12 protein-coding genes are annotated in these 19,305 nt (G+C 66.4%); 9 read left to right on the top strand and 3 right to left on the bottom strand.

Annotation, left to right across the window (positions count from 1 at the left end; translation table 11 throughout):
- Positions 1–204: 204 nt before the first annotated feature.
- From CH283_RS07670 to CH283_RS07645, 6 genes are all read left to right on the top strand, one after another.
- Positions 205–2,019 carry an Hsp70 family protein gene (locus tag CH283_RS07670; protein WP_255183131.1) on the top strand — a complete coding sequence of 605 codons (1,815 nt, stop codon included), beginning with the start codon at positions 205–207 and terminating at the stop codon, positions 2,017–2,019.
- Positions 2,020–2,026: 7 nt separating this feature from the next.
- Positions 2,027–4,537, top strand: a complete 2,511-nt coding sequence (locus CH283_RS07665) for a helix-turn-helix transcriptional regulator (RefSeq protein WP_094640822.1) — start codon at positions 2,027–2,029, stop codon at positions 4,535–4,537.
- A 42-nt stretch (positions 4,538–4,579) separates the two neighbouring features.
- Positions 4,580–5,719 carry a hypothetical protein gene (locus CH283_RS07660; RefSeq protein WP_094640821.1) on the top strand — a complete coding sequence of 380 codons (1,140 nt, stop codon included), beginning with the start codon at positions 4,580–4,582 and terminating at the stop codon, positions 5,717–5,719.
- The gene (locus tag CH283_RS07655; protein ID WP_094640820.1) at positions 5,716–7,356 is read left to right on the top strand and encodes an Hsp70 family protein; all 1,641 of its coding nucleotides are present in this window, start codon (positions 5,716–5,718) and stop codon (positions 7,354–7,356) included. The genes CH283_RS07660 and CH283_RS07655 overlap by 4 nt, the downstream gene beginning before the upstream one ends.
- Before the next feature lie 75 nt (positions 7,357–7,431).
- Positions 7,432–8,730 (top strand): S1 family peptidase, encoded by a 1,299-nt coding sequence (locus CH283_RS07650; RefSeq protein ID WP_068055327.1) that lies wholly within the window; start codon positions 7,432–7,434, stop codon positions 8,728–8,730.
- 87 nt (positions 8,731–8,817) lie between these two features.
- Positions 8,818–9,939, top strand: coding sequence for a S1 family peptidase (locus tag CH283_RS07645; RefSeq protein ID WP_141215217.1), 1,122 nt, complete (start codon positions 8,818–8,820; stop codon positions 9,937–9,939).
- Here CH283_RS07645 and CH283_RS07640 read toward each other — a convergent pair.
- Together CH283_RS07640 and CH283_RS07635 are read right to left on the bottom strand one after the other, a co-directional pair.
- Positions 9,936–11,054: a GNAT family N-acetyltransferase gene (locus CH283_RS07640; protein ID WP_094640818.1), complete on the bottom strand. Its 1,119-nt coding sequence runs from the start codon at positions 11,052–11,054 to the stop codon at positions 9,936–9,938. The two genes, CH283_RS07645 and CH283_RS07640, sit on opposite strands and share 4 nt — an antisense overlap.
- A 171-nt stretch (positions 11,055–11,225) precedes the next feature.
- The gene (locus tag CH283_RS07635; RefSeq protein WP_094640817.1) at positions 11,226–11,882 is read right to left on the bottom strand and encodes a hypothetical protein; all 657 of its coding nucleotides are present in this window, start codon (positions 11,880–11,882) and stop codon (positions 11,226–11,228) included.
- 587 nt (positions 11,883–12,469) lie between these two features.
- Between CH283_RS07635 and CH283_RS07630 the strand changes: the two genes are divergently transcribed.
- The 3 genes from CH283_RS07630 to CH283_RS07620 all read left to right on the top strand — a co-directional run bounded on the left by CH283_RS07630 (position 12,470) and on the right by CH283_RS07620 (position 17,327).
- Positions 12,470–15,787, top strand: coding sequence for a (Fe-S)-binding protein (locus tag CH283_RS07630; RefSeq protein WP_094640816.1), 3,318 nt, complete (start codon positions 12,470–12,472; stop codon positions 15,785–15,787).
- Positions 15,788–15,975: 188 nt separating this feature from the next.
- Positions 15,976–16,968, top strand: coding sequence for a type IV toxin-antitoxin system AbiEi family antitoxin domain-containing protein (locus tag CH283_RS07625; RefSeq protein ID WP_094640815.1), 993 nt, complete (start codon positions 15,976–15,978; stop codon positions 16,966–16,968).
- A gap of 89 nt (positions 16,969–17,057) precedes the next feature.
- Positions 17,058–17,327 carry a hypothetical protein gene (locus tag CH283_RS07620; RefSeq protein WP_094640814.1) on the top strand — a complete coding sequence of 90 codons (270 nt, stop codon included), beginning with the start codon at positions 17,058–17,060 and terminating at the stop codon, positions 17,325–17,327.
- On the opposite strand, the gene CH283_RS07615 is transcribed toward CH283_RS07620, so the two are convergent.
- Positions 17,320–19,233, bottom strand: a complete 1,914-nt coding sequence (locus CH283_RS07615; RefSeq protein ID WP_094640874.1) for a dipeptidyl-peptidase 5 — start codon at positions 19,231–19,233, stop codon at positions 17,320–17,322. The two genes, CH283_RS07620 and CH283_RS07615, sit on opposite strands and share 8 nt — an antisense overlap.
- Positions 19,234–19,305: the final 72 nt, after the last annotated feature.

The raw sequence follows: 19,305 nt of genomic DNA, 5'->3' as shown, positions 1-19,305 counted from the left end.
TCTCCTTGACGAGTGGTGCTTCGTGGTTGATCACAACGCTAGGCACCGAAGAGCCCCCGCCCAACGGGGCGGATCCCCCCACTCCCCCGGGGGTTGCCAGGGGACTTCGGTTAGGGGATCTCGGCGCTTTAGGGGATTTCACTCGTTGTGCGCTCTAACCTGCTGTGAGACGTAACGAATAATCGGCCACTGCCGACAGTGCGTGTGACGGCAGTAGTACTGACGGCAGTGCGAGACGAAGGCGGCGACACCACGATGAACGCAGGGCTCGGCATACGTATCGGTTCGGTGACGGCGGTGGCTGCTCTGGACACCGAACCCGTCACCTCGGTGGTCAAGCGTTCGGCACTCGACCTCCGTCCGGGCGAGGCCCCGCGTCTGGCAGAGCTCTGGGACCGTTCGACGCGCAATCTGATCAGCGGATTTGCCGACCGGGTGGGCGATCCGGTGGAACTGATCGACGACGACGGCCGCAGTCACCGAGCCGAGGACCTGTACGCCACCGCTGCTCGCGCACTCGTCGCCGAGGTCTCCGCCGGGACCGATGCCGCTCCTACCGTCGTCGTCACCCACCCCACTCGCTGGACGGCGTACACCGCCGAGGTTCTCGGTGAAGCGCTCGAGCGCGCGGGACTCACCGACGTCACGCTGGTACCGGAGTCCGTCGCCACGATGCGGTGGCTCGAAGTGACGCGCGGCCCACAGGCCGACGGCCTGGCCGTGGTCTACGACCTGGGCGCGACCGCACTCGACGTCACGCTGATGCGCACCGGCTCCGAGGCAGGCACCGTCGGAACCGGAGTGCATTCGGAGGAGTTCGGCGGAGCGCAGTTCGATCACGCGATCATGCAGTACGTCCTCGACACCGTCTCGGGAAGCCAATCCTTCGAGTTCGATCCCTTCGACCCCGATACCGTCGGCGCACTCGTGGAACTGCGGGCCCGCTGCGGCGAGGCGAAGGAACAGCTTTCCTACGACACCTCCACGTCACTGACGGTCGACCTCCCGGGCCTGCACACCGAGGTACGCCTGGTGCGCTCCGAGGTCGAAGAACTGGTGCGAGCATCACTGCTGGCGTCGATCGGGGTGGTACGCGACGCCGTCACGGCCGCGGGCCTCGACGTCTCCGACATCGACCAGGTGGTACTCGTCGGTGGCAGTTCGGCCATCCCACTGGTCGCCGAGCTCATGTCGTCCGAGCTGCGAGCACCCGTGGTGGCCGGACCGCGACCCGAACTGACCGTCGCAGTCGGTGCCGCGATACTCGGCAGCGACATCGCCGACGCGACCGCCTCAGACAACGCCGCAGCACTGGCTGCGGCACCCACCACGGCCGTGGCGTCCGCTGCGGCAGCCGCCCCGATGCCTCGCCCCACTCCCCGGCCCGCACCGACGCCCACCGCCGTCGACTCCGACGCAGGAATGTCCGGTCGCAAGAAAGCCGGTGTCGTGGCCGGATCCGTCCTCGTTCTCGCGCTTCTCGCCGGCGGAGGCCTGTCGGTGGGCACGGCATTGACTTCCGACAACACCACTCCGGCCGAATCGAACGCGGAAACCTCGATCTCGAGCACCGAGACACCGGGAACCAGCGCTGCGGTGGCCGATGCCGCGACGACGACGCCGGCGACCGGTGAGAACGGTGTTGCCGCACCCGGTTCCGAGGGTGCGCCGACCACGGTGGTCAACGCCGACGGAACGGTGACGCAGATCGATCCGGCCACCGGTGCTCCGGTCGCGGGATCGCCTGCCCCGGCCGACAACGGCGCGGCCACGGTGCCGACCATCCCTTCGGTCGCCGCTCCGACCGTTCCCAACTACCAGCCTCCGGCGGTACAGGTTCCGCAAGCACCGAGCGTGCAGGTTCCCAGCTACCAGGGTCCCACCCTCGGCGATGTCGGACAGGGTGTCGGTGACGGACTCGGCGGAGTGGTCGGCGGCGTCGGTGACGGGCTCGGCGGTGTCGTCGGCGGCGTGGGTGACGGGCTCGGCGGAGCCCTCGGCGGCTTGACCGGCCGATAGGTCGACGGTGACCAGCACTCGATCATCGCTCGTCGGCATCGAGCGCGCCGATCGCTTCGTGCGTGATGCGCTCGTCGCCAACGGTTTCCATGTCGTCGTCGGAGTCAACGGCTCCGGTCGGTCCGCGGTTCTCGATTCCGTGGCGTCGACGGTGGACGTGTGCACGGGCACCATCGCCGACGCGCCGTCCGGCTCGACGGTTCTCGTCGACGACGCGCACCTGCTGTCGGAGCAGCGTCTCGACGAGATCGCAGCGGCGGCAACACGCTCGGACATCACCCTGATCGTCGCCACCGCGCCGCGGAGCTTCGATTCCCGCATCGAGAAGCTCGTCGCGTCCGCCGGTTCCAACCGGTTGACTCTGGTTCCGCTGGACAAGGTGGCCATCGCGGCGCGAGCAGCAGCGACCGTTCGACCGATCTCGGCGTCACTCGCCGGTGCCGTCGCCAAGGCGACCGGCGGAATTCTCGCCGCCGTCGACGCGGCTATCGGCGCGCTCGGCGGCGACCGTTCCGATCCGGCTCCACTGCGCGCGGTCGCCGAATCCGTTGCCGAACAACACCGTCGGATGCTGATCGAGACCACCGACAACACGCGGGCACTGCTGCTCGCAGCCCGATTCGGCATCACACCCGACCCTGCGTCGGCTGCGCAGATCGTGGCACGCGCGACCGATGTCGAGTCGATCGTCGACCTGGCCTGCAGCTCCGGCCTGCTCGACACCACGGGCACGTTGATTCCGTCCGCGGAGGCCCCGCTGATCGAAATGATCGGAGAGGCGCGCTGCCGAGCCCTGCTCTCGTCCGTCACCGACATCGCCACCCGATCCCGCCTGCTCGACGCCACCGCGGCACGTGCGTTGGCAGAGCGAGGCGTCGTACATCCGGGTCTCGCAGATTTCCTTGTGCAGCAAGCCGATTCTGCTGCTGTCGAAACCGCGGGTGCCCTGTACGACGCGGCGGTCGACGCGGGATTCGACTCGGCGGCGCTGGCTGCGAGGCGGTCCGAGGTCGCGGCTGCCACCGGGAATCCGGACGAGGCGGCGAGATTCGCCGATGTGGTTCTCGACGGCGCTGCCGGGTTCGATGCGACGGATCTGCGTACGGCGGTGCGGGTGTCGGCGTCTGTTGCCGCGCAACGTGGAATGGCCTCGCGCAGTGCGCAATTGTTCGCGTGGCTCGGCGAGGATCGGCTCGGACCCGACGCCGTGTGGGCTGCCCTCTCGGCCGCGGCGGCCGGTGATCGCAGCGCCGCCGACCGTTCGATGGCTGCCGTGACTGCCCTCGCACCGACGTCGAGTATCGCGTCGGGCAGTCTGCTCGTCACCGGGGTGATCGGGTCGATCGATTCGCGGAGCGCAGCCGCGTCGAGTGCCGCTGCCAACGCACTGATGCGGGCAATGACGTTGACGGGCAATACTTCCGATCGTTCGTGCACCCCGGATACTGCCGCTGCCGTCTCGGCGCTGCACGCGGTGCACTGCGGCGACCTACCCCGTGTCGATTCCATCGTGGCGCGAGCACTTCCCGAGCACCGTGCGGGATCGGAAGCGCACACCAGGTTGAGCCTCGTCGGGGCCTGGGCGTCGATGCTGCGAGGGGATACCGCCGAAGCAGGCGTCGCGATCGAGGCACTCCGGATTCCGGTGTCACACGTGCGCAACCAATTGTTCCTGCACGCGATTCGAGTGGGCCTGGCTCGTAGGTCCGGTGACGCAGGGTCACTGATCACGGCTTGGACCCAGGCCCAGAACGTGATCGCCGAATACTCGACCGACCTGTTCGCGCTGTTGCCTCTGGGCGAATTGCTCTTGGCCGCAACTCGACTCGGCCAGGTGGACCGCGTCGAGCATCTGGTGGCGCAGGCCACCGACCTGCTCGCAGCGCTCGGCGATCCACCCGTGTGGGCGTCGGCGCTGCATTGGTATCAGGTTCAGGCGGCCATCGTGGCGCAGACTCCCGACGCGTTGGTCCCGCACGCCAAGGCTCTGGCCGCCGCCGCTCCGACCCATCCGTACAGCGCCGCACTCGCCGGTGCCGGTCGCGCGTGGCTCGGCGTGTTGCAGGGCAGGCCCGACGCGACCGAGGTGGAGAATTCGGCACGCACGCTCACCGCCTTCGGACTGCCGTGGGACGGTGCCCGCTTGGCGAGCGAGGCCGCCCTGACCGTCACCGATACTGCGACGGCAACCTCGCTGCTACACATCGCCAGGTCGTTGCGCCAACCCAGCTCGACGGGTCGCGACAGCCCGAGATCGACCCCGCAGCCGACGGGCTCGTTGAGCGAACGCGAAGCCGAGGTAGCCGAACTGCTGGTACTCGGCGTCACGTATCGCGAGGTCGGCAGCCGGCTTTACATCTCCCCCAAGACCGTCGAGCACCATGTGGCTCGCATTCGGCGAAGGCTCGGGGCGCAGTCGCGCTCGGAGTTGATCTCGATGCTGCGCGCCATGGGGTACGGGGCCTCGACCAGCACACGTGTGGACACTGTAACTGTGCGGGGACCGGGAGCGACATAACGGCCGAGCACCACTCCCCGATCCAGAACAGGTAGCAGCCCCATGACCGAGCAGCCCGGCAGTGCGAGTGTCGGCACACCGGACGTCGGCCTCCACCTGGACGACGAGCGCGCCGTCGCCGCTGTGTCCCATCCGATCGCGCCCGGACCGTCGCTGCACCTGGCGTCACTGCACTCGACCGTGCTCAACACCCATCCCGACGGCACCGTCTCGCTCGGAGATGCAACCGACGACGACTCCGAGGCCTACACACACTTTCTCGACTCCCTGGCCGACGGCGTGGGTGTCACCGGCAGCAAGGGCACGGTCTTTCCTGCCGAGCAATTGACGTCGATGGCCCTGTTGTGCCTGCTCACCGAGGTGGCGTCGTCCATCGGTCTGCGGCCGGGTGATCTGGCTGCGGCGGCGACCTATCCCGCCCAGTGGACGGCCGAGCAGGTGTTCGCGCTGCGTTCGGCCATGAATGCGCACGGGCTCGCACACGTCGCGCTGGTCGCCGAGGAAGAAGCACTCGCCGCGTGGAACGCATCGCTTCTGCCGACCCTGCAGAAGAAGGACACCGCAATCGCCTCTGCCCGCGGCGCTGCGATTCTGGCTGCGCAGTTCCCCGTCGACGCCGTCACCGAGCAGTTCGCGGTGGTGAGCCCGGCGAGATCCGACCGGCGACCACTGTTCGCTGCGGCAGCGTTCGCCGCCGCGTTGACCGTCGGTGCCGCGCTCTTCGCGCTGCAACTCGGTACGCCCACCGACACCGACGTCCCCACCATCGACAACGCCCAGCTGGTCCCGAGCACGTCGTCGAGCGGCACCGGGTCGGGTGGCCCGATCGACTTCCCCACCGTCGTCGCCGAACCGGCCGCCGAGATCGTTCCTGTCGCTCCGTCGACGGCGACCACCACCACGGAAGAGACGACCCCCACCGAAACCTCCGACCTCCCGCGGAGCGAACCGACCGAGACCGAACCCGGGATCGAGATCGAGACGCGCCCAGCGTTCGAGGCACCCGAGGACGACGACCGCGAGAAGCCTCCCATCGTCGTCGAACCGGTCCGACCGGAACTTCCGGACGAACCAACCGACGAGACCCCCGACACCCCTGAGACCCCCGACACCGACCCGGACGACGGGCAGTCCGTAACCGAACAGATCGCACCGAACGACCGATCGGCGGAGACCCCATGAGCGATGCCGGCCATCTCGGAATAACCGTGGGCAACACCAGGTCCGTCGCGGCCTATCGCGCATCGGCCGAGGACGAACCGACGATCGTCGTCCTGCCGACGAGTCTGAGATTCGACGAGGACGGCCGCGCCCACCTCGGTGAACCTGCTGAGACGGCACCGTTCACTCGGTTCGTCGATCTGGTCGGTCAGCAGGAAAATCTCGAGCCCGACGCCGACGCCTACCGCGCCGAGGACTTGATGGCCAACGCCGCCAACTGCCTCGTCACGATGGTGTCCACGAAGGCCGGCGTAACCAGCGACATGCCCGTCACGACGATGACGTACCCGACACGGTGGACCCGCGCCGCCGTCGCACTGCTTCGTGACGCCCTCGATCACACCGGCCTCACCGATGTCGCCCTGGTTCCCGACGCGAAAGCCGCCAGCGCGTTCGCGCAGCCGAGCCCGGGCGCAGCGGTCACCGTGGTCGACATGGGGGCCACCGGCACCGACATCTCCACCTTCCCCGGAGGTGGGACGGTCCGCACCACCGACGTCGGCGGAGACGCGTTCACCGACGCTCTCTTCGATCACGTGGTGACCGATCGCGAGCACATCGACCTGTCCGACGCGGCCGTCCTGGCAGCCCTTGCCGGCGTCGTCGCCTCGTGCGAGGCCGCCAAGCAAACCTTGAGCACGGCCGACGTCGCCACGATCTCGGTCGAACTCCCCGGTGTCTCGCAGTCCACGACGGTGACCCGAGCCGAGTTCGCAGACCTCGTCGCGCCGTTGCTCCGCCGGCTCGACGTGCCGGGGACGGGCACCGTGATACTCGCCGGCGGCAGCGCCGCACTTCCGTCGGTGGCAACCGGCATCACCGAACGCTCGTCGGGCCCGGTGCTCGTCGAGCCGCTCGCAGCAACCCGCGGTGCCCTGCTGCTGGCCGAGGTCGAGGATGTCGACGGCAACTCCATGGTGACCGGCGCCGCGCCGGTGGTCACCCGAAACGACGGCACGGAGTCCCTCGACACCGACGCCATCCCGGTCGTCGCGCCCGCGCCGTCCCTCGCGTTCTCCGAGGCGATCCCTGCGGTCGCTCCGGTGTTCGCTCCCTCGGAATTTCGGTCCGAGCCGATCGTTCCGGTCGACGAGAACGCCTCGACCACCGATCACTCTCCGGCCGTCGCCGCGGCGCCGGTAGCGGCGAAGAAGGAACGCAGCGAGCGTTCGCGGACGATCGCCACCATCGTTGCCGGCGCAGCAGCAGGCGTGGTCATCGTCCTCGCGATCGCAGCACTGAGCGGAGTGTTCGGTGACGCTCCCGCCGCGACACCCCCGACCGTCACCGATGCGGGCTCGCCGATCGTCACCTCGACGCGCGCACCCTCGACCACCACCGCCACCTCCGTCGAGCCCGTCTTCGTACCCGAGGTCGTCGAACAGCCGGAAGAGCCGTACGTGGCACCCGAACCTGCTCCCCTGCCTGCTCCCGCGCCCGCACCGGTGCCCGCCCCCGCGCCCGTGGTGCCCACCACGACGCCTGCGGTCACCACGACTCCGGTGACGACCACCCCGGTCGAGACGACGACTCCGGCTGAGACCACCACGACCTCGGATACGGCCACCACCCCATCCGAAGAGCTCGAAGAACCCTGAGCTGCGCGATCACGGATTCCGAGCCCGATGCCCTAGGGTGGGGCGCTGATGACAAGCACCCGATGAAGGGATTTCATGCGTAACACCGGGGCGCTGCGTGCTGCAGTGCTGTGTTCGACGGCTTTTGTACTTCTTGCTTCGTTCTCCGGGACAGCAGCAGCAGAACCCGTCGTCCAGTCACCCGCCGATCAGCTTCCCCGCGAGCTCGTCGAAGCCGTGCAGCGAGATCTGAAGATCTCTCCGCAGGAGTATCTCGATCGGGCGGCCCGCGCGCAGGAACTCTCCGAATACGCATCGGACTTCCGGGCCAGCCGTCCGGCAGATTTCGCCGGTGCCTGGATCGGACCCGACGGCAATGCCGTCGTCGCCGTCACCTCACCTGCTGCGGCGCAGGCCGTCGCCAAGGACGGATACGCCACCGCGCAGTCGCCGGTGTCGGCAGACGGACTCGAGAAGTCGCTGGCAGACCTCAACAGTTGGATTGCCGGCCTCCCTCGCGAGATCTCCGAGCAGATCAACGGAACGGCCATCGACTTCATCGACAACCAGATCGTCATCGATCTGGTGAACAGCCCGATCGGTAGCGCGCTGAATCTGCCCACCCTGCTGGCGAACATCAAGGTCATCCTCTCCCCCGGCGGAAACAAGCCGGTCGACCCGACTCCGATGGGCGGCGACACCTACGTCACCACCTCGGGACCCATCGCCGACGCTCCGGCCACCGACATCAGCATCTGCTCGTTCGGCTTCAACGCAGTCGACTCCTCCGGTTCGGCCGTCAATCTCAGCGCAGGCCACTGCAACCCCGCCAAGGCCACCGGATCCGGCGGCGCACCGGTCTACCTGCCCGATCCGGCCGACATCTCGCGTAGCACGCAGATCGGGTCGTTCGACCGGTCCAGCCTGGGCGCAGAGGACGGCCTCGACTGGTCGGTCATCGCCCTGAACGACACCGGCATCGCGTCGGGACTCGACCGCCCCACCGTCCGTGGAGCGAACGGCAGCACCGTCACCGTCACCGGAACCGCATCGCCGGTCATCGGAGCGCCGGTCTGCAAGTCCGGGCAGTCTTCGTCGTTCACCTGTGGAGTGGTTGCGGCCGATCGCGTCGAGACACAGCTCTACATGGAGGACGGCACGTCCCGCACCGTTCGCGGATTCGCCAGCACAGCATGCACTCTCGCGGGTGACAGTGGCGGTGCCATCGTTACCGGAACGCTCGCGTTGGGAATCACCAGCGGATCCAACAGCGGCGGCGCACCCGATTGCAACGAGGCCAACCTCGCGCTGGCGCAATACGGTGGCACGGCAAGCCTGGGCATTCCCATCGATCAGGTCACGCGCGCGACCGGAAGCACACTCCGCACCGAGTAGTGGGTACGGCGGGAGCCCTCCACCGCCTATAGTCGTACGACGGGTGAACGGCATCACATCTGCAGATGCCCGGGGGGAGAGGTTTCTATGCGTCGCCGAGCGTTCCGGCTGTCGATGTTCGCTGTGCCGATTGTGGTGATGGCGGCCGTGTTCGCGCCCACCGCTGGGGCAGATCCGGTTGCCGACACGATGCTGCCTGAGGCGTTGGCCGACGCGGTTGCCCGCGACCTCGGGCTGTCTCCGCAGCAATTTCTCGACCGAGCGGACGCAGCCCGCCGACTGGCCGAGTTCACCGACACCGTCGGTTCCGACGGCGTAGCCAGGGCATGGCTGGACGAGGACGGACGTCCCGTCGTTGCGGTGGCGGACGGACCGGCCCACGCCGACGTCGCAGATGCCGCGTCGGCCAACGGTTTCGGGATCGACGCGTCGCCCATCGAGCTCCCGCCGGCAATCGTCGATGCCGTCCAGCCGCTGTTGGACCTGCTCCCGTTCGATCCGTCACCGACGGCAGGCCCGATCCGTGCAAGTTCGTATCTCGGCGGTGACAGCTTTCTCGCGGGTACACCGGCCGGCCTCGGTCAGCGGTGCTCCCTCGGATTCAATGCCGTCGACCCGACGCGCGGATCGGTCAACATCACTGCGGGCCACTGCAATCCGAACACCACCGACACCGGCTCCGCGGCACTGACGGGCGCGTATCCGATGTACGGCAGTCTCGTGGGCTCGAAATTCGGAACGTTCTATCGAACGAGCCAGTCGCGCAACGATTACGCCTTGATCGACATCGACGACGCCAATGCCGCCGAATTCGAGAGCAACGCCGTGCGAGTCCCCGGAGCAGGCCCACTGCACGTCACCGGGACGGTGGACCCGATCGTGGGAGCACCGGTCTGCAAATCCGGATCCAGAACCGGATTCAGTTGCGGCACAATTCTTTCCACGGGCCAGCACGTCGCGCTGGGCGACAACGTTCTGGACCGTGGCTTCTCCACCTCCATCTGCGCGCTACGCGGAGACAGTGGTGGCCCTGTCGTCAGCGGCACCCTCGCGGTCGGCATCGCCAGTGCATCGAACGTGGGCGATCAGCCCTCCTGCGAGGTCGCGACCGTCGTCAGCATGCTGCAGGGTCAGCGGCCCGAGCTGTTCGCCACCCCCATCAACGACGTACTCGCGGAGAACCCGGGCCTGACGATCCGAACGTCCTAGTGCGTGGACCGTCGCAGACGTGACAGCGCCGCGTAGCCGACTCTTCGCGCATGCGCGAACCCGGGCGACAGCTCCCATCGACGCACCAAGCCGACCAGAATCCGAGACCCGACCATGCGTGTGGGGACGCCCACCACGGCCAACACGTCGTAGCCCGAGGTGGACCAGGACTTCTTGATGTCGTTGACACCGACGCCCAGGTCCAGCACGGTCACGTCGAGCTCGTCGTGGCTCTGGACGAACCATTCCATCATCTGATGCCCGGGTTGGTACTTCGCAACCTCGGGATCGTAATGCGTCAACCAGGCTTCGAGTCGAGCTCCGGTCCGAACACAGATCTGATGCGCACGCCATCGCCCCTCCACGCTCACCCCGGAGAGAGTCAATCTCCCGGCCGCTGCCTCGCGAGCCAGGAAGTCCTTGGCCGACGCCGACGGGTCGGCGGGCGATTCCTCCGCAAGGTAGTCGGTGCGATCGCTGTGGAGCGTCGACGCGGCCGCCAAGCGGGATATGTCCGCCCAGCGTCGCTCGAAGTGCTTCGCATCGCGGATGGTCTCCATAGTGAGAGGACTCCCGGCCCGCTCGGCCTGACGTCTGTACTTTCCGAGCCGCTTCAGCGAACTGTGCCCACGCACGTCCCGAGCGGTACTTCCCTCCGGCACGTCGATCACCGGAACTCGCTCCCGCACGATCGACTCCGAACGCCACCGTGGATGCGCACCGAGCGCCTCGACGGCGTTTCGATCCCCGATCATCGAATCCGCGTAGAAGATCAGACCGCAGCGGTCGACGGCATCCCACAGGACACGAGACGACGCGTCGTCCTCGCTGAGCAGTTCCGTCGGAACGCCCTGCCCGGCCCCGAGAATCTTCGCCACCTTCAGCGGACCGAGTCGCGTCACGAACATCGGGGCCAGGGCCACCAGACGCGTACCTCGACGCACGTGTACGAAGACCAGCTCACTGCCCGCAGGTCGCGGTGCATTCAACGCATAACTGCGGCGAGAAGAGAAGACCGTTCCGACTCGCTCGGCCAGTGCGTCCCACTCGTCGCGAAGTTCGTCGGACAGCGTTCTGTCCACGGCTCCGATAATGGGTTCGTAGTCGGTTTCCATGCTATTTACTTTACGGAAAGTTTAATAAGCGTGTGAAAGCACTTCTTCGTTGCGCTCGATCCAACGGGTGCCCACACGGATGCGGCGGTTTCCGGAACTCGACGCCGACCCACCCGGAACGCAGAAAACCCGCACCCTCGACGAGAGTGCGGGTTTTCGGTGAAGACCTGCTTACTTGGCCCAGACCGAGGTGCCCGGTGCCGCATTCAACGTGTTGATCAAGTCGATGCCTGCAACGACGAGGGTGGGTCCGCCGGCAACAATGGTGCCGACAATTCCACCGATTGTCGCGAACAAGGGTACCGAAGCCAAGACGACCGGTCCGGCGAGGACTCCGAGTGCACCGACACCGAATCCGATGGCGGTTCCGGTGAATCCACCGATCGCGGTCGCGATGCCCAGCTGCGAGGAAAAGTTCTGCTGCGCCCTGAGGTTCTCCTCGGGCGAGGCGACGGTCGTTGCGCCGATGCTGCGCGAGTTCGCCGAAGCCTTCGTGAAGTCGAGGTTCGGGATCAGACGGAGGGTCTTGCCGTTGTCGTCGACGTTCTGCTCGTACGGGAAGTTGAGTCCGCCGAGGTTGAACGACAGCGGGAGAGTCACGAGGGTGTTGTCGGCGGCGTCGAGGACGTCGACCGTCTTGCCGTCGTCGGCGACCTTGAAGACGCCTGCGTCGATGGTGGTGACGATCGTGCGATCTTCGAGATCGACGGTGTAGTTGGTGTCACCGGGGGCCGTTTCATCGGCGGGCTGTGCGTACGCGGTTCCGCTGGCCAGGCCCATCGCGACTGCGACGAGGGCCGACGTGACGACCAGTTTGCTGAGTTTCATGTGGAGTTCAGTTCCGTTTCTGTGGCGTTGAGTGCTTGGCAGTACCGCTAGGCAGCCGTCAAGCGCAAAGTCACCCCGATGACTCTTTTGCGACTTTTGGTGCGCCCGAATTGTAGCGTAAGAATCGGACCGGTCGTTGTCCTTTTGTGACAGGTCCTCCACCTGTCAGTTACCCACTGTCACAAACATTTTGGATATTCGCAGCACAGCGACTCGAGTCACGTCACGCTGGGATCGGAGATGTCGATCGTTCGAACGATCGAGGAAGACCGAGCGCGTGATCCCACCGGCCCCAGGCGGCCCGTCGGCGACATCCCGCCACACGAACGGAGTAGGTAAGGACTGCCTTCTCGACAGCACCTCGACGGCCTACGCATACGGTGATCTGCGAGACAACCTACCGACGAGTTCAGCCCACCCGTCGGACGGCCTCACTTCCCCACCCACCAGCACCGCTTCACTCGGTGGTGCTAAGTTACCCGTCAGTACGGCAAAACTGCTACTGGCGAGTAACATAGTCCGTCAGCCAGCTCGACGGGCCGAACCCGCGGTAGCCCCCAGCTGCCACCTGAACGAAAGGCCGCGACATGAACGCCCTGACGATCACGTTGGGCACAGTCGGTGCTCTGCTCAGCCTCGTGTGTTGGTACGTCTTCATTCGCGGTGGCCTGCGGATGTTCAACATCGTGCGACTCGGCCAGCCGGCACCCGACCGCTGGCGACCGATAGTCCCTCGCTTCAAGCAGATGGTCGTCGAGTTCCTCGCCCACACCAAGATGGTCAAGTTCCGCACCGTCGGCTGGGCGCACTGGCTGGTCATGATCGGCTTCATGCTCGGTGCCATCGTCTGGTTCGAGGCATACGGCCAGACGTTCAACCCCGAGTTCCACTGGCCCATCATCGGTGACACCGCGGCCTACCACCTCATCGACGAGCTGCTCGGACTCGGCACGGTCATCGGCATCACCACGCTGATCATCATTCGCCAGCTCAACCACCCGCGTAAGCCCGAGCGTCAGTCGCGCTTCGCCGGCTCCGGGTTCAAAGCCGCCTACTTCGTCGAGGCCGTCGTGCTCATCGAGGGCCTCGGCATGGTGTTCGTCAAGGCAGGCAAGATCGCCACCTACGGGCATGGGAACCCGTACACGGACTTCTTCACGATCCGCTTGGCCGAGCTGCTGCCCGCCAACTCGAACATGGTCGCGGTGTTCGCGTTCATCAAGCTGATGTCCGGCATGATCTGGCTCTACATCGTCGGTTCACGCATCAACTGGGGTATCGCGTGGCACCGCTTCACCGCGTTCCCCAACATCTATTTCAAGCGCATGGACGACGGTACCGTCGCCCTCGGCCCGGCCAAGCCGATGATGTCCGGCGGCAAGGTCCTCGAGATGGAAGAGGCCGACCCCGACGTCGATGCGTTCGGCGCAGGCAAGATCGAGGACTTCAGCTGGAAGGGCTGGCTCGACTTCACCACCTGCACCGAGTGCGGACGCTGCCAGTCGCAGTGCCCCGCCTGGAACACCGGCAAGCCCCTGTCCCCCAAGCTGCTGATCATGTCGCTGCGCGACCACAGCCACGCCAAGGCCCCGTACCTGCTGGCCGGCGGCAAGAAGGACATGGCGGGCGACGAGGTCGGACTCGTCGACTCCGAGGGCAACGTCGACCAGAAGGCGCTCGACGCCATCCCGCAGAACGCTCGGGACGAGGCCGATCGCAAGCTCGTCGCCGACGCCATCGAGGGCGGCATCATCGATCCCGAGGTGCTGTGGAGCTGCACCACGTGCGGTGCCTGCGTCGAACAGTGCCCGGTGGACATCGAGCACGTCGACCACATCATCGACATGCGTCGCTACCAGGTGCTCATCGAATCGGAATTCCCGTCCGAGCTCGCAGGTCTGTTCAAGAACCTCGAGAACAAGGGCAACCCGTGGGGCCAGAACTCCAAGGACCGCCTCAACTGGATCAACGAGATGGACTTCGACATCCCGGTCTTCGGCCAGGACGCCGATTCGTTCCAGGACTACGAGTACCTCTTCTGGGTCGGCTGTGCCGGTGCCTACGAGGATCGCGCCAAGAAGACCACCAAGGCCGTCGCCGAGCTGCTCGCCACCGCAGGCGTGAAGTTCATGGTGCTCGGTGCGGACGAGACCTGCACCGGCGACTCTGCTCGCCGCGCGGGCAACGAGTTCCTGTTCCAGCAGCTCGCGATGCAGAACATCGAGACGCTGAACAGCGTGTTCGACGGCGTCGAGCAGAGCAAGCGCAAGATCGTCGTCACCTGCGCGCACTGCTTCAACGCGCTCGGCAACGAGTACCCGCAGGTCGGCGGTGACTACGAGGTGGTGCACCACACGCAGCTGCTCAACCGCCTCGTGCGCCAGAAGAAACTGATCCCGGTGGCCTCGGTCAGCCAGGACATCACCTACCACGATCCGTGCTACCTCGGCCGCCACAACAAGGTGTACGACGCTCCGCGTGAGCTCATGGCCGCGTCGGGCTCCAATCTCAAGGAGATGCCGCGCCACGGTGAGCGGTCCATGTGCTGTGGTGCCGGTGGCGCTCGCATGTGGATGGAAGAGAACATCGGCAAGCGCATCAACATCGACCGGGTCGACGAGGCACTGGCGACCAACCCGAAGAAGATCGCCACCGGTTGCCCGTTCTGCCGCGTCATGCTCACCGACGGTGTCACTGCACGTCAGGAAGGCGGCGCACACGAGGGCGTCGAGGTCGTCGACGTCGCGCAGCTGATGCTCGAGTCGATCACCCGCGTCGAGTCCTCGGTACTGGGCGAGAACATCAAGGTCATCCCCCGCGAGCGCACTCCGGAGGAGAAGCTCGCGACCGAAAAGGCGATGGAGGTCGAAGAGGCCGAACGCATCGCCCCCGTCGAGGAGCCGGCCGAGGCGAAGTCCGCTCCGGCAGCTCCGGCGCCCAAGGCCGGCGGCGGTCTGAAGATGAAGGGTCTGGCCAAGGCTCCGGGAGCGAAGGCACCCGGTTCTGCCACCAAGGCCGAAGAGCCTACGGAGGAGGCTGCACCCGCGGCCAAGCCCAAGGGTCTCGGAATGGCAGGCGGCAAGGCACCCGGTGGCAAAGGTCTGCAGATGAAGGGCAAGGCACCCGGCGCGAAGGCGGCTGCACCTGCACCTGCCGACACTGCTGCCGAAGCTCCTTCTGCCGAGGCCTCGGAATCGACTCCGTCCGTCAAGCCCAAGGGTCTGGCTGTGAAGTCCGGATTCAAGAAGCCGGGTGCCAAGACACCGGGTAAGCCGGCCGAGGGCACCGCGGCTCCCGCCGCGGAGCCGTCGACCACTGACGCACCTGCGGAATCGGCTTCTGCTGCAACCGAATCCAAGCCGACCGTCCAGCCGAAGGGCCTGGCCGTGAAGTCCGGATTCAAGAAGCCGGGAGCCAAGGCACCGGGTAAGCCTGCCACCGAGGCTCCGGTCTCCGAAGCACCTGCTGCCGAGGCACCTGCTGCTGAGGCACCGGTTGCCGAGGCTAAGGCGTCGGAAGCACCCGCCGCCGAGGCTGTCGCAGAATCCAAGCCGACCGTCAAGCCCAAGGGCCTGGCCGTGAAGTCCGGATTCAAGAAGCCGGGCGCACGGACACCGGGTGCGGCAGCGGCAACACCCGCCGAGGCGTCGGACACCACCGAGGCACCAGCCGAGGCGTCGGACACCACCGAGGCACCAGCCGAGGCATCCGCGGCCGAAGCACCCACCGAGGCACCCGCCGAGGCGTCGACCACCGAGGCACCCGCCGAGGCGGCCAGCACCGAGGCACCCGCCGAGGCGTCGGACACTCCGTCCAGTGGTTCGGATGACCGCACGCCACCCAAGCCGAAGGCCGGTGGACTCGGATTCGCCCCGGGAGCCAAGGTTCCAGGTCGCCGGAAGTAACCTCACACCCCTTTTATCGACTACGCGCCCTTGCTCACTGCCGAGCAGGGGCGCGCAGTCGTCGGTAGGGGTGTGAGGTCCACTCCCACGAGTTATCCACAGGCAGCGAGTTATCCACAGGCAGCGAGTTATCCACAATCGGCCACTGGGGTCTTGCCGAAACCGATTGCGCCCGAGAGCATTTCTTCATGACCCGCATCGTCTCGCGATCCGACGCACTCTCCCGCGGAATTTCCGACGCAGAATTGCAGCGCTACTGCCGAACGCGAGCATGGCGTCGACTCCGTCCCGGACGGTTCGTCAGCAGAGACGAATTCGACGCCCTGCCCAGGGAAGACAAGCATCGAGTGATCACCGAGGCCGTGTTCGACGCAACCATCGCCTCCGACGCCGTTGTCAGCCATGTGAGTGCGGCTGTCTTCCACGGTCTCGATGTGTGGAATGCCGACCTGAGCCGGGTGCACATCACGCGCAATCGCGCCCGGGGCGGAGGTCGGAGCAGCGCCGTTCGAGCGGTGCACACCTCGCCGTACACCGACGAGGAAGTCGTGGACTTCGACGGCGTTCGGGTCACCGCTCTGGCGCGCACAGTTGCCGATTGCGCTCGCTCACTTCCGTTCGAGACGGCTGTCTGCATCGCGGACTTCGCAGCGGGAGAACGCGGACTCGCTGCCGAGGATGTTGTCGCAGCACTGGATTCGTGCCCGAACCATCCGGGCAATCGGCTGGCGCGTCGGGTTGCGGAGTTCATGGACGGCCGGTCCGAGAGTGTCGGGGAATCACGCACCCGCGTAGTGCTGCATCAACTGGGCTACACCCCACAGCTGCAGGTACCGATCACGGATTCCCGTGGCTTCGTCGGGCGCGTGGATTTCAATCTGCCCGACATCGAGACTGTTCTCGAATTCGACGGCAAGGTGAAGTACGGGCGCTACGTGCCCGAGGGGAAGTCTGCGGCCGATGTGTTGTGGGAGGAGAAGCGCCGCGAGGATCGTATTCGCGCAACCGGCCGTCAGGTGGTGCGAATCGCCTGGTCGGATCTCGATCGCCCCGAGCTCGTCGATCGGATGATCCGCGATGCTGCCGACAGAGCCGGCCGACGCCACCGAGCGACCCTTCTACCGACCGCGCGCCCGTCCTCGCGTCGAAATGCAGGCGCGCACCCTGCACAACCGGTGTGAGGTTCCCGCGAACCCCCCTCGGAAGTGGCCGAATCGGACATCGTGAGTATGGTCGGACGCGAAGGCGTACCGACAAGTAGGGAGCAGGCATGACCGACGACGCGGACAAGCTCTTTCGCCGCTACGACGAGTGGTGGACGGCTCTGTCGCCGGACGACCGAGCGCACGTCGAGCAGTGTTGCGAATCCGGCCGCACCGACGAGCGCCTCTGTGCACTCATCCTCGAGAACGACGGTCCGTCGAAGGCAGCGTTCGAGGTGGGCAACAAGTTGTCCGAGGGCAACAGCAAGTACTGCGCCATCCCCAGTGCACTCCTCGAGTTTCTGGAAGCGAAGCGCGCGCACCCACCACTCAGCTAGAGGGACGCCACAGCTGCAGCTCGGGGATTCCGGGCGGCGTGAACCCCATGACCTGGCCGTAGAAGGACAGTTCGGATTCGCGTGCGTTCACCTGTGTTTCCAGTTTGCGGAACCCGTGTGATTCACCCGCATAAGCCAGGTAGGCGTGCGGTATCCCCTTGCTCACCATGGCATCTCGGAATCGTTCGGCCTGCGACGGCGGCACGATCGGATCGTCGAGTCCCTGCAACAACAGCACTGGGCAAGAGAGTCCGTCGACGTTGTTCACCGGTGCCCGGGTGCGGTACAGATCGATGGCCTCGGGCAACGGTCCGATGAGCCCGTCGATGTAGCGAGACTCGAAGTCGTGGGTCTCGGCAACGAACAGCTCGAGCTCCGCCACTCCGAAGTACGATGCGCCGCAAGCGAACACATCGGACGATGTCAGCGCAGCCAAGACCGTCCACCCGCCCGCGGAGCCACCTTCGATCGCCAATCTGGCGGGGTCGGCGAGTCCACTGTCGGCCAGCCCCTGCACCGCGGCGATGGTGTCTTCGACGTCGACCACTCCCCACTGCCCGCGCAGCCGGTTGCGGTATTCGCGGCCGTATCCACTGGAACCGCCGTAGTTCACATCGACGACGCCGATGCCGCGGCTGGTGAAGTAGGCGAACAACGGGTTCAGAGCGGGTGCCACGTGCGCCGTGGGGCCGCCGTGGACGAAGGCGACGTACGGCGGCAGTTCACCGTCCAGGCCTTCGTAGTCGGGGTTGCGCGGCGCATAGGTGATGGCGTGCACCTCACGGTTCGGCCCCTGGAACGTCACCTGACGCCCCTCGGGGAGGTATGCGCTGTCGGGTACGGACTCGAAACCCGAACGCACAGCAGTCAGTTCACGAGATTCGAGGTCGAGTGCGAACAGCGCGCTTGCCACGTACGCTCCGCCGCCCTTGATCAGCACGGTCGAGCCGGAGCGCCCACCGAGCCCCACCGAGGTCATACCGTCGAGCGCGATGTCCTCCAGCACTCCGGACGCCGGGTCGAGCAGCGCAAGGGTGTCGGTGCCGACAGTCCGCACGGTGAGCAGTGTCCCGTCGTCCAGCACCTCGTACCAACTCGATCCCAACCGCCACAGTGGAGCACCGAAATCCGCGTCGAGCGTCAGCAGCGGCGTGACCGACCCGTCGAGCTTGACCGAATACAGGTTCCACCAACCACTTCGGTCACCGATTGCGTACAGCGACTCGTCGTCGATCCATTCCGGTTGCAGCACCGATTCCTCGGTCGAGCCGAGTAGAACCGTCCAGGACGACGGCTCGGCCAGCGAGGCGACGCGCAGTTCCGTTCCGTCCCAGGGCATCTGCGGGTGGTTCCACGCGATCCAAGCGATGTGGGTGCCGTCGGGTGACAGTCTCGGGAACGCCAGAAAGTCCGAACCCGCCACCAGCGAGCGCACCCCGCCGCCGCCGAGATCGATGGCCACGATGTCTCGGGACACCGCGCCTGCGTCGTGCATCTCGCGAACTGCGATCACGTCGGTGCCGACCACCGAGAGGTCCGCGTACCGAATGCTCGACGCCACAGCCGGTTTCGGGGTCAGCGGGACGGGTGCGGCGCCGGGGGTGAGTCGGTAGACGCGTTGATCGGAGAACTCGGCGAACACCAGGTCTCCGTCGGCCGTCGCAGTCCAGGCTCCCCCGCCGTATTCGTGGACGCGGGTGCGGGCGTTGAACGGTGCGGGCAGAACCGGCTGCACTTCTCCGTCGACATACCGGCAGATGGCCGTTCGGCCTTGTTCGGCGGGCCGCAGTTCCGACCACCAGATCTCGCTGCCGACGAAGCGCCCGCCCTCCACGGGGTGGCCCGCCGACGACAGATCTGCTGCGGTGATGGGCGAGGGCCAGGATCCGAAGGCGAGAGCAGTCACGCCGTCCACCTTAGTGAACTGACATGCACGTAACGCGTTGTTCACCGGCCCTTCAACCATGACCCGGATGAT

Origin of the sequence: Rhodococcus sp. 05-2254-2 (assembly GCF_002259095.1) — a bacterium.
Lineage (GTDB): Bacteria > Actinomycetota > Actinomycetes > Mycobacteriales > Mycobacteriaceae > Rhodococcoides.
The sequence above is the reverse complement of the archived record's forward strand: the minus strand, read 5'-3'. Positions and strand labels throughout refer to the sequence as shown.